General features: G+C 68.9%; 22 protein-coding genes. 7 read left to right on the top strand and 15 right to left on the bottom strand.

Going from position 1 to position 26564, the window contains the following annotated elements:
- Positions 1–133: 133 nt before the first annotated feature.
- Together RZ1_RS19825 and RZ1_RS19820 are read left to right on the top strand one after the other, a co-directional pair.
- Complete coding sequence (locus RZ1_RS19825; protein ID WP_072814227.1) at positions 134–1531, top strand: NAD(P)H-quinone dehydrogenase; 1398 nt, start codon at positions 134–136, stop codon at positions 1529–1531.
- Between the two features lie 174 nt (positions 1532–1705).
- Positions 1706–2911, top strand: a complete 1206-nt coding sequence (locus RZ1_RS19820) for an aminotransferase-like domain-containing protein (RefSeq protein WP_072814226.1) — start codon at positions 1706–1708, stop codon at positions 2909–2911.
- On the opposite strand, the gene glpK is transcribed toward RZ1_RS19820, so the two are convergent.
- Complete coding sequence (gene glpK, locus RZ1_RS19815) at positions 2896–4410, bottom strand: glycerol kinase GlpK (protein ID WP_072814225.1); 1515 nt, start codon at positions 4408–4410, stop codon at positions 2896–2898. The genes RZ1_RS19820 and glpK overlap by 16 nt on opposite strands.
- Before the next feature lie 397 nt (positions 4411–4807).
- Positions 4808–5167 (bottom strand): hypothetical protein, encoded by a 360-nt coding sequence (locus RZ1_RS19810; RefSeq protein ID WP_139281903.1) that lies wholly within the window; start codon positions 5165–5167, stop codon positions 4808–4810.
- A gap of 276 nt (positions 5168–5443) precedes the next feature.
- Here RZ1_RS19810 and glpD point away from each other — a divergent pair, with 276 nt between their 5' ends.
- Complete coding sequence (glpD, locus tag RZ1_RS19805) at positions 5444–7177, top strand: glycerol-3-phosphate dehydrogenase (RefSeq protein WP_072814323.1); 1734 nt, start codon at positions 5444–5446, stop codon at positions 7175–7177.
- Between the two features lie 31 nt (positions 7178–7208).
- On the opposite strand, the gene RZ1_RS19800 is transcribed toward glpD, so the two are convergent.
- Both RZ1_RS19800 and RZ1_RS19795 read right to left on the bottom strand, forming a co-directional pair.
- Positions 7209–7745, bottom strand: coding sequence for a hypothetical protein (locus RZ1_RS19800; RefSeq protein WP_072814223.1), 537 nt, complete (start codon positions 7743–7745; stop codon positions 7209–7211).
- 47 nt (positions 7746–7792) lie between these two features.
- Positions 7793–8740, bottom strand: a complete 948-nt coding sequence (locus RZ1_RS19795) for an oxygenase MpaB family protein (protein ID WP_072814222.1) — start codon at positions 8738–8740, stop codon at positions 7793–7795.
- Between the two features lie 50 nt (positions 8741–8790).
- Between RZ1_RS19795 and RZ1_RS19790 the strand changes: the two genes are divergently transcribed.
- On the top strand, positions 8791–9387 hold the full coding sequence (locus tag RZ1_RS19790; protein ID WP_072814221.1) for a TetR/AcrR family transcriptional regulator: 597 nt from the start codon (positions 8791–8793) through the stop codon (positions 9385–9387).
- Between the two features lie 47 nt (positions 9388–9434).
- Positions 9435–9692 carry a DUF7218 family protein gene (locus RZ1_RS19785; protein ID WP_072814220.1) on the top strand — a complete coding sequence of 86 codons (258 nt, stop codon included), beginning with the start codon at positions 9435–9437 and terminating at the stop codon, positions 9690–9692.
- A gap of 36 nt (positions 9693–9728) precedes the next feature.
- Here the strand turns inward: RZ1_RS19785 and RZ1_RS19780 are convergent, their stop codons facing one another.
- Both RZ1_RS19780 and RZ1_RS19775 read right to left on the bottom strand, forming a co-directional pair.
- Positions 9729–10526 (bottom strand): DNA-formamidopyrimidine glycosylase family protein, encoded by a 798-nt coding sequence (locus tag RZ1_RS19780; RefSeq protein ID WP_072814219.1) that lies wholly within the window; start codon positions 10524–10526, stop codon positions 9729–9731.
- Position 10527: 1 nt separating this feature from the next.
- Positions 10528–15057, bottom strand: coding sequence for an ATP-dependent helicase (locus RZ1_RS19775; protein WP_072814218.1), 4530 nt, complete (start codon positions 15055–15057; stop codon positions 10528–10530).
- 185 nt (positions 15058–15242) lie between these two features.
- On the opposite strand from RZ1_RS19775, the gene RZ1_RS19770 reads away from it, so the two are divergent.
- On the top strand, positions 15243–15665 hold the full coding sequence (locus RZ1_RS19770; RefSeq protein ID WP_072814217.1) for a DUF4383 domain-containing protein: 423 nt from the start codon (positions 15243–15245) through the stop codon (positions 15663–15665).
- A 30-nt stretch (positions 15666–15695) separates the two neighbouring features.
- Here the strand turns inward: RZ1_RS19770 and RZ1_RS19765 are convergent, their stop codons facing one another.
- Positions 15696–16322 carry a TetR/AcrR family transcriptional regulator gene (locus tag RZ1_RS19765; protein WP_072814216.1) on the bottom strand — a complete coding sequence of 209 codons (627 nt, stop codon included), beginning with the start codon at positions 16320–16322 and terminating at the stop codon, positions 15696–15698.
- Between the two features lie 91 nt (positions 16323–16413).
- On the opposite strand from RZ1_RS19765, the gene RZ1_RS19760 reads away from it, so the two are divergent.
- Entirely contained in the window at positions 16414–17130 is a 717-nt protein-coding gene (locus RZ1_RS19760) for an SGNH/GDSL hydrolase family protein (protein ID WP_238072073.1), read from the top strand.
- A gap of 90 nt (positions 17131–17220) precedes the next feature.
- Here RZ1_RS19760 and RZ1_RS19755 read toward each other — a convergent pair whose 3' ends face one another.
- The 8 genes from RZ1_RS19755 to RZ1_RS19720 form a co-directional block, all read right to left on the bottom strand.
- Entirely contained in the window at positions 17221–18873 is a 1653-nt protein-coding gene (locus RZ1_RS19755; RefSeq protein WP_072814215.1) for an MFS transporter, read from the bottom strand.
- Positions 18874–18922: 49 nt separating this feature from the next.
- Complete coding sequence (locus RZ1_RS19750) at positions 18923–19375, bottom strand: hypothetical protein (RefSeq protein WP_072814214.1); 453 nt, start codon at positions 19373–19375, stop codon at positions 18923–18925.
- Positions 19372–20289, bottom strand: coding sequence for a mechanosensitive ion channel family protein (locus tag RZ1_RS19745; RefSeq protein WP_072814213.1), 918 nt, complete (start codon positions 20287–20289; stop codon positions 19372–19374). The genes RZ1_RS19750 and RZ1_RS19745 overlap by 4 nt, the downstream gene beginning before the upstream one ends.
- 8 nt (positions 20290–20297) lie before the next feature.
- A complete protein-coding gene (locus tag RZ1_RS19740; RefSeq protein ID WP_072814212.1) occupies positions 20298–20987 on the bottom strand; it encodes a hypothetical protein in 690 nt (229 codons plus the stop codon).
- 116 nt (positions 20988–21103) lie between these two features.
- Complete coding sequence (gad, locus tag RZ1_RS19735; RefSeq protein ID WP_072814321.1) at positions 21104–22522, bottom strand: glutamate decarboxylase; 1419 nt, start codon at positions 22520–22522, stop codon at positions 21104–21106.
- A gap of 84 nt (positions 22523–22606) precedes the next feature.
- Positions 22607–24559, bottom strand: coding sequence for a YhgE/Pip domain-containing protein (locus tag RZ1_RS19730; RefSeq protein ID WP_072814211.1), 1953 nt, complete (start codon positions 24557–24559; stop codon positions 22607–22609).
- Between the two features lie 3 nt (positions 24560–24562).
- Positions 24563–25351, bottom strand: a complete 789-nt coding sequence (locus RZ1_RS19725; protein ID WP_072814210.1) for an ATP-binding cassette domain-containing protein — start codon at positions 25349–25351, stop codon at positions 24563–24565.
- Positions 25352–25423: 72 nt separating this feature from the next.
- Positions 25424–26564 (bottom strand): metal-dependent hydrolase family protein (locus tag RZ1_RS19720; RefSeq protein WP_072814209.1); only part of this gene is annotated, 1141 nt, incomplete at its 5' end.

Genomic DNA, 26564 nt, shown 5'->3' with positions numbered 1-26564 from the left:
GCTCGTCGTCGGCTCCGTGTGTCCGTATGCGCTGCCCGCACCGGGTGGCATAGCGTTGTCGCGGGGGCGTGGTGACCCTGCGCTCCCTGAAACCGGCCCGAGGACCATCTCGGAATCGATACAGAGGAGAAAAATGACCCGGATCGTGATCATCGGCGGTGGGCCTGCGGGCTACGAGGCTGCGCTGGTGGCGGCCCAGTACGGCGCGACGGTGTCACTGATCGATTCGGACGGGATCGGCGGCGCCTGCGTGCTGTTCGATTGCGTGCCGTCGAAGACCTTCATCGCGTCGACCGGCGTGCGCACCGACATGCGCCGCGCCGCGGACCTCGGCATCGAGCTCGAACGCGCCGCCGTGTCGCTGCCGCAGGTCCACGCCCGCGTCCAGGGTCTGGCCCGCGCTCAGTCCGCCGACATCCGCACCAAGCTCGAGGCGGCCGGGGTGGCGATCTATTCCGGCCACGGCGAACTCATCGACCGTGAGATCGGCATGGCCGCCCATCAGGTTCGCGCCAATCTGTTCACCGGCGAGGAGAAGGTGCTCGACGCCGACGTCGTGCTCATCGCGACCGGCGCGAGCCCCCGGGTCCTGCCGGGCGCGGTGCCGGACGGCGAGCGCATCCTCACCTGGCGGCAGCTCTACGACCTCGACAAGCTGCCCGAGCACCTGATCGTCGTCGGTTCCGGTGTCACCGGTGCGGAATTCGTCTCGGCGTACACCGAGGTCGGCGTGCAGGTCACTCTCGTGTCGAGTCGGGATCGCGTGCTGCCGCACGAGGACGAGGACGCCGCGCTCGTGCTCGAGGACGCATTCGCCGAGCGCGGGGTCACCCTCGTCAAGCATGCCCGCGCGGACGTGGTCGAACGCACCGAGGACGGGGTGCGCGTGCTGCTCGCCGACGGTCGGATCGTCGAGGGCAGCCATGCCCTGATGACCGTCGGTTCGGTTCCCAACACCTCCGGCCTCGGGCTCGAGCGTGTCGGCCTCGAGCTCGATCGCGGCGGTTATCTTCCGGTGGACCGGGTGTCGCGAACGGCGGTGTCGGGCGTGTACGCGGCCGGCGACTGCACCGGTCTGCTGCCGCTCGCCTCCGTCGCGGCGATGCAGGGACGCATCGCGATGTATCACGCGCTGGGCGAAGGTGTGAGCCCCATCAAGCTCAAAACCGTTGCGTCCGCGGTGTTCACGCGCCCGGAGATCGCCACGGTCGGTGTCAGTCAGGCCGCGATCGACAACGGGGAGATCCCGGCGCGGACCGTGATGCTGCCGCTGAACACCAATCCCCGCGCGAAGATGGCGGGCCTCAAGCGCGGTTTCGTGAAGATCTTCTGCCGTCCCGCGACCGGTGTGGTCATCGGTGGCGTCGTGGTGGCGGCGACGGCGTCGGAGCTGATCCTGCCGATCGCGATCGCCGTACAGAACAACCTGTCGGTCAACGATCTCGCGGCGACCTTCTCGGTGTACCCGTCGCTGAGCGGGTCGATCACCGAGGCGGCGCGGCAACTGATGCGGCACGACGATCTGGACTGAACGTGGCACGTCTCACGGTGTGAGATTGCTATTTCACATGGTGGTGCCGTGATGAGGTAGGCTTGTTCCGGGTCCGGCCGTACCCACGGTCGCTCGTCACGGCACTTCTCCGCCCGCAGATCCGGACGCTCGGTGCTCGCCTCGTTCGCAAACCACTCTGCTCGTGGAGTATTCATGACACGAATCCGAGCCCGCCGTCTCGACGGGTTGACCAGTTCCGCCATCCGAGATCTGCTCGAACTGACGTCCCGTCCCGAGGTCATCAGCCTCGCAGGCGGTCTGCCGGCCGCCGAGCTGCTGCCGACCGCGCGGCTCGCCGAGGCCGCGGTGTCCGCTCTCGCGGACCCGGCGAGCGCCCAGTACACCGAGACCTGCGGGCTCGCGGACCTGCGCACGGTGATCGCCGCCCGCGAGAGCGGCCGTCTCGGCCGCGCCGTCGATCCGCAGCAGGTCGTCGTCACCCACGGCTCGCAGCAGGCGCTGAGCCTGATCGCGCAGGCACTGCTCGATCCCGGCGATCTCGTCGTCGTCGAGGAACCGTCGTACACCGGTGCGCTGCAGGTGTTCCGGGCCGCCGAGGCCACCCTCGCCCCGATCCCGGTCGACGACGACGGGCTCGACACCGATGCGCTCGAGGAACTGCTCGCCGGCGGTGCGCGTCCGGTGCTCGTGCACACCGTCGCCACCTTCCACAATCCGCGCGGCGCGGTGCTGTCGGCGCCGCGGCGCGCGCACCTCGCGTCCCTCTCCGAGCGCTACGGATTCCGCATCGTCGAGGACGACCCGTACGGCGACCTCTGGTTCGGTACACCGCCCCCGGCGCCGATCGCCTCCCACACCGACCGGGTGATCCGCCTGTCCAGCGCGTCGAAGATCATCGCCCCGGCGCTGCGCGTCGGCTGGTTGCTCGCCGACCGCGACGTGTGCGCCTCCGTCGAACTGCTCAAGCAGGGCGCCGACCTGTGCGGGTCGTCGCTGACGCAGCGGATCGCCGCGGATCTGCTCGCCGATACCGCCTGGCTCGACGCCCACCTGACCACCCTGCGCGGCACGTACGGTTCCCGCGCACATGCCCTGACCGACGCTCTGTCGGCGGAATTCGGCCCGGACGTCACGTACTCGCCGGTGCGCGGCGGCATGTTCACCTGGACGACACTGCCCCTCGCGGTGCCCGCCGCCGAGTTGCTCCCCGTCGCAGCGGGTCTCGGTGTGGCATTCGTGCCGGGCGACGCGTTCGCGGTCGCCGGCGACCACACGCGCTCCGCGCGACTGTGTTTCGCGACGTCCGCGGAGGACGAACTCGCCGAGGCGGTCAGGCGGCTGGGTGCGGCGGTGCGGGCCGCCGGAGATGCCCGCGCGCAGGTTCAGGTCCAGTCGTAGGTGCGTTCGACAGCCTTGTTCCACTCGCCGTACAGCCGCTCGCGTTCGGCCTCGTCGAGGGCGGGTTCCCACGTGTGGCCCATCGCCCAGTTGCGGCGGAGGTCGTCTTCGCCTTCCCAGAACCCGACGGCCAGTCCGGCGGCATAGGCCGCGCCGAGTGCGGTCGTCTCCGCGACCACCGGACGCACCACGGGCACGCCGAGGATGTCGGCCTGGAACTGCATCAGCGTCCGATTGGCGACCATGCCGCCGTCGACCTTCAGGGTGTGCAGTTCCACACCGGAGTCCGCGCGCATGGCCTCGATGACCTCCCGGGTCTGGTACGCGGTGGCCTCCAGGGCGGCTCGCGCCAGGTGGCCCTTGTTGACGAACCGGGTCAGGCCCGCGATGACGCCGCGGGCATCGGGACGCCAACGGGGCGCGAACAGCCCGGAGAACGCCGGCACGAAGTAGGCGCCGCCGTTGTCCGGGACGGTCGCGGCGAGGTCCTCGATTTCCGCTGCGGTGCGGATGATTCCGAGATTGTCGCGCAGCCACTGCACGAGCGACCCGGTTACCGCGACGGATCCTTCGAGCGCGTACACCGCGGGCGCGTCGCCGATCCGGTAGCAGACCGTCGTGAGCAGGCCGTGTTCGCTGCGCACCGGTGTGGTACCGGTGTTGAGCAGCAGGAAGTTTCCGGTGCCGTAGGTGTTCTTTGCCTCGCCGGGGGACAGACACGCCTGTCCGAACGTGGCGGCCTGCTGGTCGCCGAGGATCCCGGCGACCGGAACGCCGGCGAGCGGGCCGCGTTCACGCGAGTAGCCGTACACCTCGGAGGAGCTCCGGATCTGCGGCAGCATCGACATGGGAATTCCGAAGTCCGCGCAGATCTGCGGATCCCACTGCAGTGTCTCGAGATTCATCAGCATCGTGCGCGACGCATTGGTGACGTCGGTGACGTGCACACCCGGTTCCTGCGTGCCGTTGCCGATGCCGCCGGTCAGATTCCACACGATCCAGCTGTCGACGGTGCCGAAGGCCAGCTGCCCTGCCTCGGCCTTCGCCCGGGCGCCCTCGACGTTGTCGAGGATCCACCGCACCTTCGGGCCCGAAAAGTACGTCGACAGAGGCAGCCCCGTGGTCTTGCGATACCGGTCGACGCCCTCGCTGCCGGCGAGTTCACCGATGAGGCGATCGGTGCGGGTGTCCTGCCACACGATCGCGTTGTACACCGGTTTCCCTGTGCTGCGATCCCACACGACCGCCGTCTCACGCTGATTCGTGATGCCGATCGCGACGATCGAGCCGACGGGCAGGTCGGCCTTGGCCAGTGCCAGCGCCGCGACTTCCCGGGTGTTCGTCCACAGCGTCTCGGGGTCGTGTTCGACCCAGCCCGAACGGGGGAAGATCTGCTCGTGTTCGGTCTGTGCGACCGAGACGATGCGGCCGTCGTGGTCGAAGACGATGCAGCGGCTCGACGTGGTGCCCTGGTCGACTGCGGCGATGTACTGGTTCACGGCCGTCCTCACTCGGGTGGGTTGCGCTCAGGATCAGCGGTACGGGGTGAAAACTACTAGCGTCTACGCAAATCTGGTACTTCCTGCCACCTGCGTGGTAGGCGGTGAAGATCCACGTCCCTCACGGCTACCCACACCACCACACGATGCTGCGGGTTCCACCGTGTCCCACACCGACGCTTCAGGCCCAGGACAAGTCGTCGACTGTGGCACCCCGCGGAGGGTGGCGCGGCCGGAATGCTGTGGCGGACCCGGCGATGCCGAGGCCTCGCCGGGGTCGGGCACGTCTTCTCCCGACACTTCCGGACCGGGGTGTCCTCGATGGTCCGGATCTCCGGCCTTCCGCCACGGATACCGACCGCTCTTCTGCGCCCCGCCAAGCCGCGTCTGGCGAGGTTCACCCGCGCCACATGATCACGATTCCCACCCACATTGCACGCCTCGCACATGCGGTGTGATAGCCGCCGGGCGGCTGAGCGGTTCGTCGCAGCCCGGACGCAGTGTGGATGTCGGTGATCCGCACCCGCGGGGCCTGCGCGGCCCCCGAGTCCGTCTTGCCGCTCCGGCGGGTACGCGCGACCAACTGACATCGCACACCCCGCGAAACCCGACGGTACATACTCCGCAGCAGCCACCGGACGCGGGTGTCGATGTCGTCGAGTCCGATCGGTTCGCCGATGGTGTCGTCGTCGATCGGTTCGTGTGCCGGGACCATCTCGCACTGCTCGACTGCGACTTCGACGGTATCGTCGGGCACCGACACAATCGATCCGGTTCGTCGTGAACGGTCGCCCTGGTCGTGCGCGGGCCAGCAGCCGTGGTCGACCCGGTGGGAGGCAGCCGGTGGTGTGCTCACCGCGTGCAAACCGAGTCGGGTGTGTCTCGTGCTTCGGTGATTGGAGGTATTGCGCACTTTCGCCGAGACACAGAAGGGCAACAGCAAGTATCGGTCGGTTTTACGGGGCATCGGACTTCTCGTCTACTGTTGTGAGCCTGGGTCCGGATATGTCGACGAGGCACGGGGAGTGGCGTGGTGAGCAACCAACCGGGAGTGCAGATCCTCGGACCCGAGCAGCGCCGCGAGGCATGGCAGCGGCTGGGCTCCGAACAGTTCGATGTGGTCGTCATCGGCGGCGGTGTGGTCGGTGCCGGCGCCGCGCTCGACGCCGCGACCCGCGGGCTGCGCGTCGCTCTCGTCGAGGCGCGGGACTTCGCGTCGGGCACCTCGAGCCGGTCGTCGAAGATGTTCCACGGTGGTCTGCGGTACCTCGAACAGCTCGAGTTCGGCCTGGTCCGAGAAGCGCTGCGGGAGCGGGAACTGTCGCTGACGACGCTCGCCCCACATCTGGTCAAACCGCTCGAGTTCCTGTTCCCGCTCACGCACCGGGGGTGGGAACGGCCGTACATGGCCGCCGGGATCTTCCTCTACGACCGGATGGGCGGCGCGAAGTCCGTACCCGCGCAGAAACACCTGACCCGGTCGGGGGCACTGCGCATGGCGCCGGGTCTCAAGCGGTCGTCGCTCATCGGCGGGATCCGCTACTTCGACACGGTCGTCGACGACGCACGGCACACGATGACGGTGGCACGGACCGCCGCGCACTACGGCGCGGTCGTGCGCACGTCGACGCAGGTGGTCGGATTCCTGCGGGAAGCGGACCGGGTGTCGGGCGTGCAGGTGCGCGATTCCGAGGACGGTTCCGTCACCGAGGTGAAGGCACACGTGGTCATCAACGCGACCGGTGTGTGGACCGACGAGATCCAGGCCCTGTCGCGTCAGCGCGGCCGGTTCCGGGTGCGCGCGTCGAAGGGCGTGCACATCGTCGTGCCCCGCGACCGCATCGTCGCCGATTCCGCGATCATCCTGCGCACCGAGAAGTCGGTGCTGTTCGTCATCCCGTGGGGCAACCACTGGATCATCGGCACCACCGACACCGACTGGAATCTCGACCTCGCGCACCCCGCGGCGACGAAGGCCGACATCGACTACATCCTCGACCACGTCAACGAGGTGCTCGTCACCCCGCTGACCCCCGAGGACATCGACGGCGTGTACGCGGGTCTGCGCCCACTGCTCGCGGGGGAGAGCGACGAGACGTCGAAACTGTCGCGCGAGCACGCCGTCGCGCGGGTCTCGCCCGGACTGGTGGCGATCGCGGGCGGCAAGTACACCACCTACCGCGTGATGGCCGAGGACGCCGTCGATCTGGCGGCCGAGGACATTCCGTCGCGCATCGCCTCGTCGATCACCGAGAAGGTGCCGCTGGTCGGCGCGGACGGTTACTTCGCGCTCGTGAACCAGACGATGCACCTCGCCGAGCAGTACCGGGTACACCCGTACCGGATCAAACACCTGCTCGATCGGTACGGCGCGCTCGTCGAAGAGGTACTCGCCTACGCCGACGGCAAGCCGGAACTGCTGCAACCGCTCACCGACGCGCCGCAGTACCTGCAGGTCGAGGTCGTCTACGCGGCCGCCGCGGAGGGCGCGCTGCACCTCGAGGACGTGCTCGCGCGGCGCACCCGGATCGCCATCGAATATCCGCACCGCGGGGTGCACTGCGCCGAGCAGGTCGCGCGGCTCGTCGCGCCGATCCTGGACTGGGACGCGGCGACGGTGGATCGGGAGATCGACACCTATCGGGCTCGGGTCGACGCCGAGGTGCGGTCCCAGAGCCGGCCCGACGACCAGTCCGCGGACGCGTTGCGGGCGGCGGCACCCGAGGCCCGCGCGGAGATCCTCGAACCGGTGCCGGTCTGGGGGTAGGCGTTCCTCGGCCGGCCGGTGGTTCAGGGCGTCAGTGGGTCAGCAGGACCTTCGTGAGCACGACCGTGACCGCGACCAGCGTGATCGCCGCGGCGCTCATCAGCCAGCCCTTGCTGGGGCGTTTACGGTTGAGCCTGCCGATGACGAAGACGATGCCGCCGATCCGCACCAGCACCGCGACCTCGGCGAGCAACTGCGCGGTCCGCGGCTCGAGCCAGCCCATCCATCCGACCATCAGGATCACACAGGGCATCACCGCGGAGCTGAGGATCGGCACCGAATTGCGGACCTCCCGCCAGCGATCGGCGGCGGTCAGTTGCGCGCCCTGCCGCACGCTGTGCCCGACCGCCTCGGCGAAGATGTGAGCGACGAACGTCGACAACGTAGTGCCCAGGACGATCGCGATACCGACGTGCTTCTCCTCGGCCGGCACCGGCACGAGCGCCGCCAGCACCAGGATGTTGCCGTAGATGTACGCGCTGATGCGGCTGGCGGCGTTGCTGCGGTCGAGGGGCAGGCTCCGGGAGAACAGGGGACCGTGCAGCATGGCGTGGGCGTCGACCTTCATGCAGACAGAGTGGCATGCGGCCGCCGGGTCCGCGTGCTTCCCCGCCGTCACCGGCTTCCGCGTGCAGCCACCTCCGGGCTGTAGTGGACGGGGGAGTCGCGGCGGTCGAGCGGCGGCAGGTTCCGGGCCGGTGTGTGCACGATCGCGGCCTCGGTCCGGATACGGCCTGATGTGCGGTCCCACCCGGCGCGGGCCCGCGGATGGTAGCGGTAGCGCCACGGCACGAGCCGGGTGCCGAGGCCGATGGCACGGCCGATCAGTCGGTGCAGGCGCTGTTCGGGGCGCGACCACGACAGGCCGAGCAGGTCGCGCACGGGCTGGTCGTAGAGACCGACGGTCAGCCACAGGAATCCGCGGGTGACGACCGGACGCACGGCCCGCCAGACCGGTGCCGGGAACCACTGCAGGAACGGCGGCCGGTCGAGGTGCGACAGGTCGAGGACGTCGCGGGTGGCCTTGTTGTCCTCGAGGACGTTCCGGCACATGTGGTCCCAATAGCCGAGGAACGCCTCCCACGACTCGGGGACCGGGCGCATCGACATCCCGTACAGGCGGTACCACTGCACGTGTTCGTCGAACAATCGGTGCTTGTCGGCGAGGGGGAGCGGTCCGTCGAACCATTCGACGGACACGACCAGGCTGTAGAAGAACGTGGCGTGTGCCCAGTAGAACGTGTCGGGATCCAACGCGTGGTACTTGCGGCCGCGGGCGTCGATGCCCTTGATGGTGTCGTGGTAGCCGCGCACCTGACGGGCGGTCTCGGGGGCGCGGGGTCCGTCGAAGACGACACCGTAGATCGGGTACAGCGAGCGGTACAGCCGTTCCCAGCGTTCGTCGAAGAACTTCGAATGCTGCTCGACGGCCGTGCCGAGGCCCGGGTGCATGTTCTGCATCGACCCGGCCCACGGGCCGAACAGCATGCCGCGCCACCCGCCGAAGTACTTCCAGGTGAGCGAATCCGGCCCGAGCGGTACCGGCGAGTTCTGACTACGCATATTGTCAGAGTAGGATTCCCCCGCGCAGGGGTCAATGACAGGATTGAGCTGTGGAGACAACGCGCCGAAGCTGGGCGGGAACCGCCCTCGAGGAGCGTCGCCGCGTTCGGCGCGAGGCCCTGCTCACGGCAGGAATACAGCTGCTCGGTGCGGTCGACCGGGCAGCCTCGAATGTCCGCGCGGTGTGCCGCGCCGCCGGACTGACCGAACGGTACTTCTACGAAAGCTTCGGCGATCGGGACACGTTCGTCCGCGCCGTCTACGACGAGGTCGGTGACCGCGCGCGCGACGCACTCGTCACCGCGGTCGCCGGAGCCCCGGCCGAATCGCGGGCCGACGCGGCGGTCCGCGCGTTCGTCGAGCTGATGGTCGACGAACCGGCGATGGGGCGGGTGCTGCTGCTGGCGCCGCTGCGCGAACCCGCGATCGGCACCAGCGGCGTCGAACTCGCCCCGGCCTTCGTCACGCTCGTACAGCAGCAGCTCACGATGATCCCGGACCCCGAGAAGCGGCACATGGTCGCCGTCGGTGTCGTCGGTGCGCTGACGAGCCTGTTCATGGGCTACCTGGACGGCACCGTGACCGTGCCGCGCGAGACGCTCGTGCAGCACTGCGTCAGCCTGGTCGAACACGCCGGCCGCGCATAGACGCGCGCCACGATGGGTATCCGTTCGCCGGAAGAAAGGGGAATGCGATGCCGAGGTCGTCGATCAAGGACGAGAAGCTGTACCAGGATCTGCGCGACGACGGCGCCTCGAAGGAGAAGGCCGCACGGATCTCCAATGCCGCCGCCTCGCGCGGCCGGTCGTCGGTGGGACGCAAAGGAGGCAAGTCCGGTTCGTACGAGGACTGGACCGTCGCGGAATTGAAGAAGCGCGCCAAGGAGATCGGGCTGAGCGGCTATTCGTCGAAACGCAAGAGTGAGCTGATCAAGGCGCTGCGGGATCACTGAGTTGCAGCACCCCGAGTCCCCGCAATGGTGCCCCGCTCAATGCTGCCCCGGCAGGCCCGGCTGGCAGGACGGGCAGCGGTAGAACACCCGCTCCGGGTCGGTCGACGCGCCCAGCGACCCGGACACCACGGTGGTTCCGCAGCGCCGGCACGGTTGCCCGGCCCGCCCGTACACCCACAGGTTCCGGCCGGGCCGGCGGTCGCCGGTGGTGACGCGCACGGCGCGGTCGCGGTTCGCGACGAGCAGCCGGTGCGCCAGGTCCACCCAGGCGGCGGGATCGCCCGCGTCGGCGACGGACGCCCCGGGATGCACCCCGCGCAGGAAGCACAGCTCACTGCGGTACACGTTCCCGATACCGGCGAGGACCCGCTGATCGAGCAGGGCCAGTCCGATGGGCCGTGCGGGGTCGCGAGCGAGATTGGCGGCGGCCGGATCCGGATCCCACAGCGGGCCGAGCAGGTCCGGTCCCAGATGCCCGATGGCGTCGGACTCTCGATCCCGCGGGAGAACCTCGACGATCCCGAGGTCGAAACCGACCGCCTGCACATCGGCCGTCTCGAGGATCAGGCGCGCCCGGAACGCTGGTTTTCGCCACCGTGCGCCGCGGGCGTAGACCTGCCATTCACCGTCCATCATCAGGTGTGTGTGCACCGTGTGCTCGGGTAAGCGCGTCAGGATGTGTTTGCCGTAGGCGACGGTCCCCACCACCTCCGCGCCGGACAAATCCACGGTGGCGTAGCGAGGAACCCGGAAATCGGAGCGCGTCAGGGTTTTTCCCGACAGTGCCGCCTGCAGCCGCGCCGCGGTCCGATACACCGTGTCGCCTTCGGGCATGTCAGGCCCGTAACCGGTAGCCGCGCGGCGTCGCCGAGAACCCGGCCTCGGAGAGCAGCCCCGCGAAGTCGTGACCGTGGATCGAGAGTCCGTCGACCTTCTCGACCACGATCTTGTCGACGCCGCCTCGCTTGACGGTGGCTGCGAGCGACGCGCACGCCCCTCGCAGCACACCGGGATCGTCGTCGAACGTCAGGACGGTACGGCCGCCACGCTCCACGAAGAGCACCAGCTTCCCGTCGACCAGCACCACCAGGCCGCCGGCCTTGCGTCCCGGGCGGTGCCGCGTGGTGTCGTCGGCGCGCGGCGCCGGCCACGGCAGTGCCGCGCCGTACGGGTTGGCGGGGTCGCACGCTGCGAGCGTCACCGTCGGGGTCTCGGCGTGGCGGCCCTCGAGGGACTCGCCGTAGGACCGCAGTCGGTCGACGACCTCGGGTGTCGAGAACTGGGCACCGCCGAGCGAATCGACGAAGTAGCCGCGCCGGCAGCGACCGGATTCCTCGAAACGGGCGAGCACCTTGTACATCAGCGCGAAGCCGCCCGGCACGGACTCACCGGCTACGGCCCCTCGCGTCACCACCCCGTACCGTTCGAGCAGCAGCTCGGCGGTCGCGTGGGCGCGCACCGTCGACTGCGGTTCCGGTTCCGGCAGCAGCGCCCACCGCCCGCCCACCGTCGGCGGCCCGGTCCGCGCCGGCAACACCGGCCGGGCCCGGTACATGCGCGAACGCGGCGCCCGGCGCGGGACGCGGTGTGCCGGTGTGGCGCGGGAGGTGTCGCCGATCAGGGCGCGCAGCGGGGCGAGGGTGTCGCCGCCGATGTGTCCCGCCCACACCAGATCCCACAGGGCCGCGGCGGCACTCGCGTCGGTGACCTCGAGGCCCTGCGCGGCCAGCGCGTCGGCGAGCTGACGGAAGAAGAATCCGCCGCCGCCGGCCAGCGCGTCGAGGATCGCCCGGTGGGTGTCGCCCAGCTCGATGTCGGTGGGCGGTGCGAGGGTGGTCGCCGCGGCGTCGGCCGGGTGCAGGCACACCCAGCCGTCCTTGCCCGAGATCGAGCCGGCCCCCGACCACAGCACCTCCCCGGTCGCGGTCAATTCGTCGAGCATCGCGGGGGAGTAGTCCCGCACCCGGGGCGCGAGCACGAGCGGCTCGAGGGCACTGGCCGGCACCGGGAACCCGGCGAGCTGGTCGACGACGGCCGCGACGCCGTCGATGCCGCGCAACCCGCCGCCGATGCTGTGCCACGCGGGCAGGAAGCGGCCGAGGGTCGCGGTGCTGACCGGTTCCACCTCCTGTCGCGCCGCGGCCAGGGATCGGCGCCGCAGTCGCCGCAGCACCTCCGTGTCGCACCACTCCGCTCCCGTCGCGCCGGGCCGGAATTCTCCTGTCGTGACGCGTTTCTCGTCGGCCAGGCGACGCAGGATGTCCTGCACGACGGCGGCGCCGAGACCGAACCGCTCCGCGGCCTCCGCGGTGGTGAACGGTCCGTGGGTGCGGGCGAACCGCCCGATCAGGTCGCCGAGCGGATCGGCGACCGGTTCGACGAACGCCGCGGGGACACCGATCGGCAGCGGCACACCGAGGGCGTCGCGCAGCCGGGATGCGTCCTCGATCGCGGCCCACCACAGGGCGCCGGCGAACGACACCTCCAGCACCCGGTTCTGCCCGGCCAGATCGGAAACCCACCCCGCCGGGTCGGCGGTGGTGCGCTCGCGCAGTTCCGCGGAGGTCAGCGGCCCGAGCAGCCGCAGCAGGTCCGCGACCCCCTCGGCGTCGCGGGCGCGCCGGTCCGGCACCAGTCGTTGCAGTTCGTGTTCGGCCGCGACGATGACGTCGGCGTCGAGGAGTTCCCGCAACTCGACGCGGCCGAGCAGTTCGGCCAGCAACGACGAGTCGAGCGACAGCGCGGCCGCGCGGCGTTCGGCGAGGGGACTGTCGCCCTCGTAGAGGAACGCGCCGACGTAGTCGAACAGCAGCGAGCTCGCGAACGGGGACGCGGTGGCGGTCTCGACGTCCACCAGGCGGATCTGCCGACGCGCGATGCGGCCGAACAGATCTCGCAGCGCAGGCAGGTCGTAGACGTCCTGCAGGCACTCGCGGACCGTCTCGAGCAGGATCGGGAACGTCGGGTACCGGCGTGCCACGTCCAGCAACTGGGCCGAACGTTGCCGCTGCTGCCACAGCGGTGCGCGCTTGCCGGGGTTGCGGCGCGGCAGCAGCAGAGCCCGTGCCGCGCACTCGCGGAAGCGGGACGCGAACAGCGCCGATCCGCCCACCTGCTCGGTCACCAGGTCCTCGATTTCGTCGCGGTCGAACACGAAGATCTCCGCGCCGGGCGGATCGTCCGCGGTGTCGGGCAACCGGACGATGATGCCGTCGTCGGAGGCCGTCGGACTCGCTTCGACGCCGTACCGATCCTGCAGGCGCGCGCCGACCGCGAGTGCCCACGGAGCGTGCACCCGCAACCCGAACGGCGAGTGCAGCACCAGTCGCCAGTCGCCGAGCTCGTCGCGGAACCGTTCGACCACAAGCGTGCGGTCGGTGGGCAGGTGCCCGGTCGCGGAGCGCTGCTCGTCGAGCAGCCGGATCAGGTTGGTGGTGGCGTTGTGGTCGAGTCCACCTTCCTTGCAGCGTGTTTCGGCGACCTCGGGGGTGGCGTGGCCCAGTTCGCGGACGAACGCGCCGAGGGCGGCGCCGAGTTCGGCGGGCCTGCCCTGCCCGTCGCCGTGCCAGAACGGCAACCGGCCGGGCCGTCCGTAGGCGGGGGAGACCAGCACGCGGTCGAAGGTGATCTCCTCGATCCGCCAGCTGGTCGCGCCGAGCGCGAAGACGTCGCCGACTCGCGACTCGTACACCATCTCCTCGTCGAGTTCGCCGACCCGCGTGGCCTTCTCGCCAACCATGTAGACGGTGAACAGGCCGCGGTCGGGGATCGTTCCGCCGGAGGTGACCGCGAGGCGCTGCGCTCCGGGGCGTCCGGTGAGGGTTCCGTCGGTGCGGTCCCACACCAGACGCGGTCGCAGTTCGGCGAATTCGTCCGAAGGGTAGCGGCCGGCGAGCAGGTCCAGGGTGGATTCGTACGCCGAGCGTGGGAGCGTGGCGAACGATCCGGTGCGGCGCACGGTGTCGAACCACTCGTCGATGTCGAGCGGTTCGAGCGCTGCCGCGGCCACGGTCTGCTGCGCCAGCACGTCCAGCGGGTTCGCGGGCACCTGAAGCGCTTCGATCCGGCCCGCGACCATCCGTTCGACGGTGACCGCGCAGTGGATCAGGTCGGTGCGGTGCTTGGGGAACAGCACGCCGCGCGAGACCTCGCCGACCTGGTGGCCGGCGCGGCCGACGCGTTGCAGTCCACTGGCGACCGAGGGCGGGGCCTCCACCTGGATCACGAGGTCGACCGCGCCCATGTCGATGCCGAGTTCGAGGCTCGACGTCGCGACGACGCACGCGAGCCGACCCGATTTGAGGTCGTCCTCGATCAACGCGCGCTGGTCTTTGCTCACCGAGCCGTGGTGCGCGCGGGCCAGGAGTGGTTCGGCGCCGTAGCTCACCTCGGTCGGCGCGCCGATCTGCGCGGGTGGTCTGGGTTCCCGGTCCACGGCGGTGCCGACGCGTTCGGCGTGGATCTCGTTGAGCCGCGCCGTCAGTCGCTCGGCGAGGCGGCGCGAGTTCGCGAACACGATCGTCGATCGGTGTGCGGTGATGAGGTCGACGAGTTGTTCCTCGACGTGCGGCCAGATGGACCCCGCCTGCGGGGTGGCGGAGAGGGAATCCTCGTCCGGTGCTGCGACGCCGAGTTCGGTCATGTCCTCCACCGGCACCCGGACGGTGAGGTCCCAGGTCTTGGTCGCCGGGGGTGCGACGATCCGGATCGGTGACTGCCCCGTCAGGAACCGGCCGACCTCCTCGTGGGGGCGCACCGTCGCGGACAGGCCGATCCGCTGCGCCGGCCGCGGAAGGAGCAGGTCGAGTCGTTCGAGGGAGATTGCGAGGTGCGCGCCGCGTTTGGTCGCCGCGACCGCGTGTACCTCGTCGATGATCACGGTCTCGACCGTCGCGAGGGTGCTGCGGGCCGCGGAGGTGAGCATGAGGAACAGCGACTCGGGAGTGGTGATGAGAATGTCCGGCGGCTTCTGGACGAGCTTGCGCCGGTCTGCAGGGGAGGTGTCGCCCGAGCGCACTCCGACCGTGATCTCCGGCGGATCCGAGCCGAGGCGTTTCGCGGTCTGGGTGATTCCGACCAGCGGGGAGCGCAGGTTCCGCTCGATGTCGACGGCCAGTGCCTTGAGCGGCGAGACGTACAGGACCCGGGTGCCGCGGGTGTCCCGGGGTGCGGCCGCCAACCGGTCGAGGGACCACAGGAACGCCGAGAGCGTCTTGCCGGAGCCCGTCGGGGCGACCACCAGGGTGTGTTGCCCCGACGAGATCGCCTCCCACGCCCCCATCTGGGCGGCGGTGGGCGCCGCGAACGCGCCCGCGAACCACTCGCGGGTGGGCGCGGAGAAGCGGTCGAGGACGAGGTCGGTCACTCGTCCATGGTGCACCCGGGGTCCGACATCCCGGGTGTGCACTCACGCAGGTTTGTCCGGCTGTCCCCCCGGGTAGGCCACGGAGGTCCCTGCAGCGCTCTTCCCGATCCCGAACGCACGAGAGTTCGCCCGCCGGCAGAACTCGAAAGAAGGGAACCATCATGGCCGAGCACGCAACACGAAATATGACGCGCACACCTGTGCAGACCGCCGCCCTGGTGGTGGGTGCGCTGTTCCTCCTCGTCGGCGTTCTCGGGTTCATTCCGGGAATCACGACCGACTACGACACCATGACCTTCGCCGGCCATCACTCCGAAGCGATGCTGCTCGGCGTGTTCAACGTCTCGATCCTCCACAACATCGTGCACCTGCTCTTCGGGGTGGCCGGACTCGCGATGGCGCGCACCGTCTCCTCCGCCCGGGCATTCCTCGTCGGTGGTGGCGTGATCTACGCGGTGCTGTGGGTATATGGATTGGTGATCGACATGGACAGTTCCGCGAATTTCGTTCCTGTCAACACCGCGGACAATTGGCTGCACTTCGCGCTGGCCGTCGCCATGATTGCGGCCGGGGTGCTGCTTGCGCCGCGGAGTGTCCGCGCACGGTAGCGTCCGCGGATCGCCAGCGCTGACTGCCGCTCAGCGCGGATTCGCGTTCAGGATGTGATCGACGATCGAGCGGGCGGTCGCAGCGGCGCGCGCATCGTCCAGGCGCAGTGCGGTGTTCGTGGCCGCGAGGACGGCGTCGATCTCGAAAGCGGCCTCGTCCGGGTCGCGGTCCGGGACCGCTCCGTCCTCGCGGGCGCGTCGGTATTCACCGGCCAGCAGACCCAGCCAGTCCCGGCGATCGCGGGCGAGTGCGTCGCGGACCGGTCCGGGACGGCTGTCGAACTCGGTGAGGGTGGCGGCGCGGAAACAGCCACCGGGAAACACCGGTTCGGTCACGTAGTCCAGCCACCGGTCGATCAGTGCCCGGAGTCGGGGTAGGCCCGCAGGTTCGCTCAGGGCCGGCCGGACGATGCGCTCGACGAACACCTCCCGGGCTGCGTCGACGGCGGCGACCTGCAGGTTCTCCTTGCTGCCGAACAGCGTCGCGACGCCGCTCTTGCTGAGGCCGAGATCCGTTGCGAGGCGTCCGATGCTCACGCCGGTGAGTCCCTCGACCGACGCGATGTCGACGGCGTGCCGGGTGATGGTCGCGCGTGTGCGTGCGCCCTTGAGCAGCCGCAGGTCGGACGTCGAGGCGGGTTCCGTCACGGCAATCATCCTCTCATGCCTTGCCGAAGTGGACGAACGGTCGTACTGTCATATGTACGAACGATCGTACTCTCTTTTGTCATCGACACGGAGGTCAGCCATGACGAACTCGATGTCCGACACCGCCGTCCCCGCATCGCGCTGGACCGAGGCGACGGATCCCATGTGCCTCCCCGCCGGGGTCCAGGCGGCACTCCTCGCCGACGCCCCGTGGACGCGCTATGCCGTGATGGGCGACTCGATCGCCGAGGGCATCGGCGATCCCAGCCCCGGCTACACGACCGCGCCGTGGGCCGATCGGGTCGCCGGGGCCCTGCGCGCCACACATCCGGACCTGGCGTATCTCAACACCGGACGCATGGGCGCCACCAGCGGACAGGTGGTCGAGACCCAGCTGTCCACCGTGCTGGAGTTCGCGCCGGACCTGGTCCACATCACGTGCGGTTCCAACGACCTGTGGTCCGGCCGACCCGACCTGCGGCGGACCGCCGGCAATCTCGAGTCGCTGTTCGCGTCGGCTCGTGCCACCGGTGCGACCGTCACCACGCTCACCCTGGCCGACGCGTTCGTCGGCGACGACATGCTCGCCCTCCGCGACGGTGTCATGGCGGTCAACGACCTGGTCCGGACGCTCGCCGCCGACTACGACGCGGTGCTGCTGGATCTGTGGGAGCACCCGCTGCGACTGCGGCCGGAGTTGCTCAGCACCGACCGGATCCACTTCACGATGACCGGGCACGCGGTGCTGGCCACCGAGATGGTCCGGGCGCTGCGCGCGAGGATGTCCCGAGCCGTCGGCCCGCTGCGGGAGCAATAGCGAAGATCCCGAATGCGGTGTGATCCCGAATGCGTTGTGATCCCGGAAGATTCACCCCTGCCGTCCGGCCGGACCACGACGGTCGGGGACTCATTCGGCGGTGGCCGGACGGGCCTCCCCGTGCCGGACGATCCGCGACGGCAGGTTCCGGAATGCCACGATCGGCGCGAGCGTCAGGACGGCGAGGGTGAACAGTGCCGCCCGCAAGGCGACGAGCCGAGCCTCGACGTTGACCTCGACGGCCCGGCCGATGTCGGCAGAGTCGAAGCCCAGCATCGCGAGCCGGCCCGCGAGGTCGTCGTTGTCGACGAAACCCACCGACGAGGGCGTCAGGTCCAGGACCGCCAGGCGTCCGACTTCGGGGTCCTTCGTCACCAGGGTGGTCGCTGCCTGCGCCAGGGTCGTCAACAGGATCGCCCCGCTGATCGCGGTGCCCGCCGAGATACCCAGGAAGTCGGCGACCCCCCGCGCGCTGCCCACCTCGCCGGACAGTTCCGGCCGTGCGGACTCCATCAACATCGCGCTGCCCACACTCAGACCCGCCCCCAGGCCGAGTCCGACGAGGATCTCCGCGAGCCACGTCCCCGGACCCGCCCACTGATTCGACACGGTCAGGGCCAACAGCGCCGCGCCGCTCGCCGAAACGAGATGTGCTGCGATGAGCAGGGTCCGCGGTGGCAGGCGCCGCATCAGCATCGGTGTCGACGTCGCCGACAGCAGAGCGGCGATCGAGAGGGGCAGGATCATGATCGCGGACGACAACGGGCTCTTGCCGAGAACGATCTGCGTGTACAGGGGCAGAAGATAGCTGGTACCCGCCATCAGCAGATTGATGGCGAGAAGACCGATCAGGCAGGCACGGGCCTTGGTCGTGGAGAGCACCGCGGGGTCCAGGAGCGGTACCCGGCCGGACGCGGACAACCGGCGTTGCCGTGACAGGAAGGCATGCAGGGCGAGCGCACCGAGTACGAGCAGCAGCGGCACCGGGGAGATTCCGGCCAGGCTGAGCGGCGACGCGTCGCGCGCCAGGAGCAGGCCCCACTCACCGGCCTGGTTGATGCCGATCACCAGCAGGAGCACACCGGCTGCGGACAGCGCGATCGACGGAACATCGAGGAGACCGCCCGAGTCGGTTCTCGGCAGATCGGTTCCGAGCGCGATCACGAATGCCACGGCCAACGCGATCAGGAGAAGGAGGAACGGGGCTCGCCACCCCCAGGTCTGTACGAGCAGCCCACCGACCAGCAGTGCCAACGCCGCCCCGATACCGGTCGTACCTGCTTGGACGGAGATCGCGAACGTGCGCCGGGCGCCGCTGTATGCCTGGCCCAGAATGGCCAGAGAATTCGGGATCAGAAGTGCGCCACCGAGTCCGGCCACGGCTTCTCCGGCGATGAGCATCCGGGGATCGACGGCGGCGAAGCACACGAGCATGCCCGCGGCGTAGATGCCGAGACCGAGCAGCTGCGTGCGAGCCGCGCCGAGGAGCCCGCTGATCTTGCCGCCCGTGACGGTGAACGCCGTCACCATCAGCGCATACGCGATGATGGCGAGCTGAACCTGGGAGACCGTGGCACCGAGATCGGCGACGACCCGGCCGATCGCGGTGGACAGCACCGTGGCGTTGAAGACCACGATGAGACCGGTGACGCAGACCAGGACCAGCGGCCGCCAGCCGGCCGGTTCGGGTGGTTCCGGTGCGATCGCCGAGGTATCGCGTCGGGTGGGTTCGTCGGTGTCCATGGTGACCTCGCTCTCGGAGGGGGATGATTCCGGAGTTCCGGGCAGCCGGTCAGCCGGGCGTGCCGGAGTCCGCGGTGTCCGGTTGCGTCGGGTCGGTGTCGGTGGTTCGGATGCGCGTCTCCTCGACCTCGACCGTCGTGGACGTTGTGCCCGGGCCGGTTTCGGGTTCGGGGGATGCCGTGGCAGCGGAAGTCCCGGTAGAGGTGACCGTGGGTGCGTCGACGGAGTGCGCGGGCGTCGACGTGGAGACCGCCGCGGTCGTCGGCACCGGTGTGTCACTGGTCGTCGCGGGGGCGGGGGCGGGAGGCGGTTCCGCGTTCTGCCGGTCGAGTTCGGCGTAGTACGCGGCGCGTTGCCAATACAGGAGAAGGGAGACGACGAACACGACGAGCAGCAGAACCGTCGTGGTCCGTGCGCGACCGCCGAACAGATACCGCGGCAAGACGATTCGCCGGGGCGCTCCCGTCGCCCGGGAAGGGTGGGCGTGACCGTCGGGTGTCATGCACCGGTCCTCTGTTCGGCGGGTCTCCCGGGCGCGACCGGGTGAGCGATCGTGCTGGGGGAGAGCTGGATACCGGCCTGCCCGAACGCATGGGCGATACGGAACCGCAGATCGCGGTCGACCTCGAACTGTTTGCCGGGCAGGGTTCGCGCCACCACTCGCACGGTCATGGTCTCGATCCCGATCGAGGTCAGCCCGTAGACCGTGGGTTCGTCGAGCAGCAGTGGCCTGATGGACGGGTCGTGAAATGCCTCGTGACCCACTCGTTCGAGGAAGGAGTGCACCTGGGCCATGTCCACACCCACCGGGACCGGGATGTCGACGACTGCCCGGGCCCAGTCCCGGGACAGGTTGACGGCCTTGATGATCTGGCCGTTGGGCACGGTGATGAGTTCGCCGTCGGTGGAACGCAACTGGGTGATGCGCAGCGTCACGTCCTCGACGGTGCCCTCCGCAGGCGCGCTGGAACCGGAGACGCCGAGGCTGACGAGGTCGCCGAACCCGTACTGCTTCTCGGTGATGATGAAGAACCCCGTGAGGAGGTCCTGCACGATCCGCTGGGCTCCGAATCCCAGTGCGGCGCCGATGATCGTGGCCGGAGCCACGATGCCCGCGACGGGCATCCCGAGATTACGGAGGACCCCGAACGCAGCGACGATGTAGATGACCGAATACAGGATCCACGCGATCACCTGGGCGACGGAATGACGGTGCTTCGCGGATTCGGTGCGGACCAGCGCATCGGACTCTTCGAAGGCGTCGTCGATACGCCGGGTGATCCGTCCGATCGCCCATTGCACGAAGCGGGCCGTGATCAGCGCACCCGTCACCCAGAGGACGATGCTCAACCCGTGGAGCGACAGCCACCGCACCAACTGATCGAACCCGGCAACAGGGGCCGGCGTCGGTGGCATCGGTGGACCTACCTGTTCGGTTCGGCCGTCACCGAACCGGCCGGTGCCGGATTCGCTGTGCTGCCGAGCGGCAGGGGCAGCAACGCGGCGACGAGGAAGCACAGTGCGCCGACGAACGTCCCCGCGTTCGACCAGAAATCGCTCTCCGCGGTCCCGGCCGGGGTGATGTACGCGCCGACCGCGGAAATCCCGAAGGCGACCGAACCCGCCATGTTCACCCACACGGCCCACCAGTCTCTGGCCCGAGGCTCCCACATCCGCGCCACGTGCGAATAGGCGACGACGGCGAGTACACCGCTGAGCAGGAACGCCACCGACCCTGCGGCATCGGGGTTCCACACGAAGTGTTTCTCGGCGGCGATGGTGTGGGCACGCAACGCCGCGCCGGTGCTCACGTTGAACAGCAGCGTGCCGAAGAACTGCACGGCGGCCGACAGCCATTCGGCCCGGATCAGTTGTGCACCATCGACTTCCGTCGTCATGGGCCCGCTGAGCAGCAACTGGATCAGCGCGGCTGCGGTGAAGAACCACGATCCGACGAAGAAGACGACGTTGGCGGAGGGTCCGAGGATGCCGGTCAGCCCCGGAGCGGACCCGATCGCGAAGCAGGCCGACCCGACGACGAAGCCCCAGCACTGTTTCGGCAGGGTCGGTCGTACGTGGAATCCGGGACGCGCGGCGGGCGTGAGAATCTGCATCTGCAACCTCGCGGTGAACGGTGGCGGCGGGTGGGAATGGAGTGCGAGCGGAACTGCGGGGGGACGCGCTGCCGGTCCTGCGTGGATGCCGGCAGCGCGCCCGGTGGTTCGGCCCGTCAGTGGTGGAAGTGCGGGCCCTGCCCCGCGCCCGGCATCGGTGACGTGAGTCCGTCGAGGAACTCCACCTCGGTGCGGATGTCCTCCACCAGGGAGTTCGCCAGATCGAAGCTCAGCCCGTTACGGACCACGATGCGCTGCACCGTGACATCGGGGAGGTTGTCCGGCATCGGGTACGCCGGGACGAGCCAGCCCTTCTGTCGCAGCCGGTCCGACAGGTGGTACAGGTTCCAGTTGTCGGTGTGGCCCGGGCGCATCCGCCACGCGAAGACCGGGATGTCGGCGCCGTCGTTCCACAACTCGAACGCGTCGAATTCGGCGATCTTGCCGGCCAGATACTGCGCGATGTCCAGCGAGTTCTGCTGCACCCGCCGATAGCCCTCCCAGCCCAGACGCAGGAACATGTAGTACTGGAGCAGCACCTGCGAACCGGGTCGCGAGAAGTTCAGGGCCAGGGTGGGCATGTTCCCGCCGAGGTAGCTGACGTAGAAGATCATCTGCTCCGGCAGCGCCTCGCGGTCGCGCCACACGATCCATCCGATGCCCGGGTACACCAGGCCGTACTTGTGGCCGGACGTGTTGATCGACGCGACCCGGTCGACCCGGAAGTCCCACTCCAGATCGGGCTGGCAGAACGGTGCGATCATCGCACCGGACGCGCCGTCGACGTGGATCTTCACGTCCAGCCCGGTGTCGGCCTGGATCTTGTCCAGGGCCGCGGCGATCTGCGCGACCGGTTCGTACATACCCGTGTAGGTGACGCCCATGATCGCGACGACACCGATCGTGTTCTCGTCGACGTACTTGTCGAGGTCGTGGCCGTCGAGGACGCGGTGTTCCTCGCTGATCGGTACGTAGCGGGCCTCGACGTCCCAGTAGTTGCAGAACTTCTCCCAGCAGACCTGCACCGCGCTCGACAGGATCAGGTTCGGCCTGTCCGTCGGCTTGCCCTCGGCGCGCCGCCGCGCCTCCCAGCGTCGCTTGAGCGCGAGTCCGCCGAGCATGCACGCCTCGGACGAGCCGATCGTCGACGTTCCGATCGTGTTCTCCGGGTCGTCGGCGTGCCACAGGTCGGCGAGCATCTGCCAGCAGCGCGCCTCGATCGCGGCCGTGGCCGGGTACTCGTCCTTGTCGATCATGTTCTTGTCCGCGCTCTCGGCGAACAGGCGGGCGGCGTGGTCGTCCATCCAGGTACCGACGAACGTCGCGAGGTTCAGTCGCGCGTTCCCGTCGAGCATCGCCTCGTCGTGGATGATCTGGTAGGCGGTCTCCGGAAGCGATTCTCCCTTCGGCATCCGGAATTTCGGAAGCAGGCTGGCCTCGCCGGGCCGGGTGAAGACCGGGTTGAGTGCGATCATGTCGTTCGTGTTCTCGTCCAGGTCCGCCGGGAACCGTCCCGCACGTTCGTCCAGTGTCATGACTTCCTCCATCGAATCGGATCTTGCGGTGTGCTGTGGATGGGTATTCGTCCGAGGGGACGGCTGGGCCGTGTTCAGGACGGATCAGACGACGACCGTGGGGTAGAGACGGTCCATCGAGTACTGCCGGTCGCGGCGGGCCGACAGGGCGCTGGCTGTCAGCGACACCGCGAGGATGCCGATCAGGACGGCGAGCGAGATCCAGAGGCGCGAGTCGATCCCGCCGACGGTGAGCTGGCGCAGGCCGGTGACCGTGTAGCTCATCGGATCGAAGTGGTGAATGTACTGGAACGGTTTCGCGGTGGTCTCCACCGGATAGATGCCGCCGGCCGAGACCAGTTGCAGCATCAGGAAAGCCAGCGTGACCACGCGGCCGACCGCTTCACCGAAGATCGCGTTGAACGCCTGGATCATCGCGAGGAACGTCGCGCTGACCAGCAGCAGGAACAGGAACGTGCCAAGAGCATAAACGGGTTTCAGTCCGACCGCGAGATGCACGACCAGGTACAGGATCAACGCCTGCAGGAAGCCGACCGCCAGGGCCGGCGCGTACGAGGCGAGGACCACCCGGAACGATCCGAGGCCCGCGGCGATCGGTCGGGACTGCAACGGTGTCAACAGCATCCATGTGATGATGCCGCCGACGAACAGGGACAGAGACATGAAGAACGGCGAGAAGCCGGTACCGAACGTCGGCGCTTCCTGCGTGTACTCCGTGGTGAGTTCGACGGGGCTGGCCAGTGTCTTGGCCACCGCGTCGCGTTCCGAGTCGGTCCACTGAGGGATCTGGGAGACGCCGGCGTCGAGTGCGCTCGCCAGCTCCTGCGCGCCGTCGACGAGTTGCTCGGTTCCCCCGGCGAGTTGCGCGGCGCCGTCGGTGAGTTCGACCAGGCCGGAGCTCAGCTGCGATGCACCGCTGTCGAGCTCGCCCGCGGCGGATCGGACCGCTTCGACATCGGCTCGTAGGTTCGTGTCCTGCAACAGGTTCAGGCCGATTCGGAGCGGGCTGCCGGGATCGTTCAGCTCGGCCGACAAGGCCAGGGCCTCTGCACGCAGCGTCGCCAGTTCGTTCAGCGCGGCGGAATCGACCTGGGGGGAGAGCATGTTGCGGACCGGACCGAGCGCATCGGCGATCTGCTGTGCCTGGGGACCGGGAATGGTCCCGAGCACTCCGAGGGCCCGATCGACCAGAGCGACGCCCTGTTGGGTGCCGCCGCCCTGGCCCGCGACGACCGCGTCGATGCGGCTGCCGAGGGCCGCCGCGCGGGCTCCCAGGTTGCCCGGGTCCACGCCGCTGCCGGCCACGGTGCCCATCGCCGACAGGATCGGGCCGGTCGCCGCGTCGACGGCCCCGTCGATCTCACCGATCGCGGAGGACAGCTGGGCTGCGCCGTCCCGCGCGGTCACCATGTTCGTCGCCAGCTCCTGCGCGCCGTCGTTGGCGGTGACGAGACCGGCCGCCAGCTGCTCCGCGCCCGATGCTGCCTGTTCGAGGCCCTGACCGGCGGAACTCAGCCCGGTCAGGACCGTCCCGACGCCCTGCGCCCCGATCTGCGCATTGACCTGGTTGACGACCTGTTCGGCCGCGTCCTGGCCGATCACGGTAGCCAGGTAGTTGTTGGTGTCGTTGTAGGTGAAGATCAGCTGCGCCTGCACGGGGTCGTTTCCGTTGGGGGATTCGACCGCCTCGCTGAAATTCTCCGGCAGCGTCACGGAGAAGTAGTACTTGCCGCTGGCGACGCCGTCCTTCGCCTCCTCGACGGAGACGAGCGCGAGATCCAGCTGACCCGATTCGATCAGGGCCTGCGCGACCTGGTCGCCGGCATTCATCGGTTGCCCGTCGGCGACGGTCCCCCGATCCGCATTGACCAGTGCCACCGGGATCTTGTCGGCTTCGCCGAAGGGATTCCAGAAGGCCCACAGGTACATGGCGCCGTAGAGCAGCGGCATCAGGATGATGACGACGAGCGCGAGCCGCGGCATTCGACCGCGGAAGTAGCGCTCGAGGTCGCTACCCGGTGACAGTCCGGCAAGCATCGATCACCTCACGTCTTCCTGCTGGATACGGGCGAACTCGTCGGAGAGGGGATCCTCGTCCCCGAGGGCATCGAACTCGTTCTCGATGAGTTCGTGCACGGCGATCACGTTCCGGACACCGGGTTCCGGTTCGTAGGCGTTGACGTCGGCAGTGACGACGGTTTGCTCCCGGCCCAGCTCGATGAGTTGCTCGAGCAGCAGCTGCCGGTTGTGGTCGCGGGTCATGCCGTCGACACCGCCGACGACCAGCAGCGGTGGTCGCCGGATGTTCGCGAGCGCGATCCGCAGTAGTGCATTGTCCAGTTCGGGTAGTTCCTCGACGAATGCTGTCGATTTCGGAACCGGATGGACACCGAAGACCGGCCGGCAGACCCGTTCGATGTCGTCGTCGCTCGCGCGGGGAACGAGCTGGTACCAGGGCGCGTTCCAGCGCAGCTGGTCGGTGACCACATCCTGGACGGTGATCGCCTGCTCGACGTAGTCGATTTCCGGGATGAGCGCGACCGCCGACTTCTTGAACAGCGCGTGAGGATTCCGGATTGCCCCGAACGCGGTGAGGGTCCCGGCCGACAGCTGCATGCGGCCGCACAGGGCCAGCAGCAGTGCGGTACGTGCCCGGCTGTCCGGAGCCGAGAGTAGTGTCACGCCACCGGTTTCGATGGTGAGGTCGAGGGGGCCGAAGATGTGCCCCCACGATGCGCGGACGACGATGCCCTCCGCACGCAGGATGGACTGCCGCTCCGTTGGCGCGGACGTCGCGTTTTCGTCGATCGGTACTGTACTGTCGCTCATCGGAATTCTCCACGGAGGCTGGACGATCCGTTCGGACCTCGGCGGCGCCGGGGTCCGAACGGGTAGGCGGGATCAGAGGGCGTTCTTGAAGACCTTGCCGTCCTTTACGATTGCCACCAGATTCTTGGCGGGGTCGCCGAGGACCGACAGGTCGGCGGTCGGGTCACCATCCACGAGAAGGACATCGGCCCATGCGCCTTCGGCGATAACACCGAGCTTCGCATGCCGGTACGGGTCGCGTTCGCCGGCCATGTGCAGCAGCTCGGCGTTGCCCGACGTCACCATCTTCAGGGCCTCGATATTGGTGTAGAAGTCGGCCAAGCGGGTGACCATCGTGCTCTGCAGCGGTGCGGCCTGCGGTTCGAGGAGCAGATCGGTTCCGAAGGCGACCTTCACACCGTGCGCCTTCGCCCAGCCGTACACCTGGTCGGTGCCGTTGCAGATCTGGCGATTCTTGTCGGCCCGATCCGGGTCCGGGTAGTGGTGATCGGCCTCGGCGAACGGCTGCATCGACAGCCACACGTCCCGTTCGGCAAGCATCGCGACGGTCTCTTCGGAAGCGAGGTGTCCGTGTTCGATGGATTTCACGCCGGCCTCGACGGCACGGCGGATCCCCGCATCCGTGTAGACGTGGGTTGCGACGTAGGTCCCGTAGTCCTCCGCAGCCCGGACGCCGGCGCGGAGCTCCTCGGGAGTGAACTGCAAGGTGTAGAGCGGGTCGTACATGGACGCCGCGCCGCCGCCCACCATGATCTTGATCTGGGAGGCGCCCTTCTTCAGCTGCTCGCGGACCGCGGCGAGCATGCGTTCCGGACCGTCCGCGACCCGCATGAACCCGATGTCCTCCGCTCGGGACTGGTTGCCACCCAGCGCGGACGGTGTGTCGTAGACGAATCCGAAATCGCCGTGGCCTGCGGTCTGCGAGATCGCGGCCTGGCACGGGTAGATGCGGGGGCCGGGAAAGGACCCGCGGTCGATGGCCTTCTTCAGTCCTGCGGTGTCACCCGCCATGTCACGCACGGATGTGAAGCCGCGCAGGAGCATCCGTCCCGCTTCGGCGAGAGTGTTTGCTGCGAGGAGACTTTCGGATTCACCGAGCAGATCGACGAACGTGTTCGCGTTGCCGACCAGGTGCACGTGGACATCGCTCATGCCGGGCATGAGCACGCGACCGTCGCCGTTGATCTCGACGGTCTGCTGTCCGGGTGCTTCA

The sequence above is a fragment of the Rhodococcus zopfii NBRC 100606 = JCM 9919 genome (genome assembly GCF_001895025.1).
In the GTDB taxonomy this organism is placed as follows: Bacteria; Actinomycetota; Actinomycetes; order Mycobacteriales; family Mycobacteriaceae; genus Rhodococcus; species Rhodococcus zopfii.
The sequence above is the reverse complement of the archived record's forward strand: the minus strand, read 5'-3'. Positions and strand labels throughout refer to the sequence as shown.

Excerpts from the sequence above, each read along its gene's own strand:
- RZ1_RS19825 (WP_072814227.1), top strand. The coding sequence starts at position 134 with ATGACCCGGATCGTGATCATCGGCGGTGGGCCTGCGGGCTACGAGGCT.
- RZ1_RS19820 (WP_072814226.1), top strand. The coding sequence starts at position 1,706 with ATGACACGAATCCGAGCCCGCCGTCTCGACGGGTTGACCAGTTCCGCC.
- RZ1_RS19800 (WP_072814223.1), bottom strand. The coding sequence starts at position 7,745 with ATGAAGGTCGACGCCCACGCCATGCTGCACGGTCCCCTGTTCTCCCGG.
- RZ1_RS19795 (WP_072814222.1), bottom strand. The coding sequence starts at position 8,740 with ATGCGTAGTCAGAACTCGCCGGTACCGCTCGGGCCGGATTCGCTCACC.
- RZ1_RS19785 (WP_072814220.1), top strand. The coding sequence starts at position 9,435 with ATGCCGAGGTCGTCGATCAAGGACGAGAAGCTGTACCAGGATCTGCGC.
- RZ1_RS19780 (WP_072814219.1), bottom strand. The coding sequence starts at position 10,526 with ATGCCCGAAGGCGACACGGTGTATCGGACCGCGGCGCGGCTGCAGGCG.
- RZ1_RS19770 (WP_072814217.1), top strand. The coding sequence starts at position 15,243 with ATGACGCGCACACCTGTGCAGACCGCCGCCCTGGTGGTGGGTGCGCTG.
- RZ1_RS19765 (WP_072814216.1), bottom strand. The coding sequence starts at position 16,322 with ATGATTGCCGTGACGGAACCCGCCTCGACGTCCGACCTGCGGCTGCTC.
- RZ1_RS19760 (WP_238072073.1), top strand. The coding sequence starts at position 16,414 with ATGACGAACTCGATGTCCGACACCGCCGTCCCCGCATCGCGCTGGACC.
- RZ1_RS19755 (WP_072814215.1), bottom strand. The coding sequence starts at position 18,873 with ATGGACACCGACGAACCCACCCGACGCGATACCTCGGCGATCGCACCG.
- RZ1_RS19750 (WP_072814214.1), bottom strand. The coding sequence starts at position 19,375 with ATGACACCCGACGGTCACGCCCACCCTTCCCGGGCGACGGGAGCGCCC.
- RZ1_RS19745 (WP_072814213.1), bottom strand. The coding sequence starts at position 20,289 with ATGCCACCGACGCCGGCCCCTGTTGCCGGGTTCGATCAGTTGGTGCGG.
- RZ1_RS19740 (WP_072814212.1), bottom strand. The coding sequence starts at position 20,987 with ATGCAGATTCTCACGCCCGCCGCGCGTCCCGGATTCCACGTACGACCG.
- gad (WP_072814321.1), bottom strand. The coding sequence starts at position 22,522 with ATGACACTGGACGAACGTGCGGGACGGTTCCCGGCGGACCTGGACGAG.
- RZ1_RS19730 (WP_072814211.1), bottom strand. The coding sequence starts at position 24,559 with ATGCTTGCCGGACTGTCACCGGGTAGCGACCTCGAGCGCTACTTCCGC.
- RZ1_RS19725 (WP_072814210.1), bottom strand. The coding sequence starts at position 25,351 with ATGAGCGACAGTACAGTACCGATCGACGAAAACGCGACGTCCGCGCCA.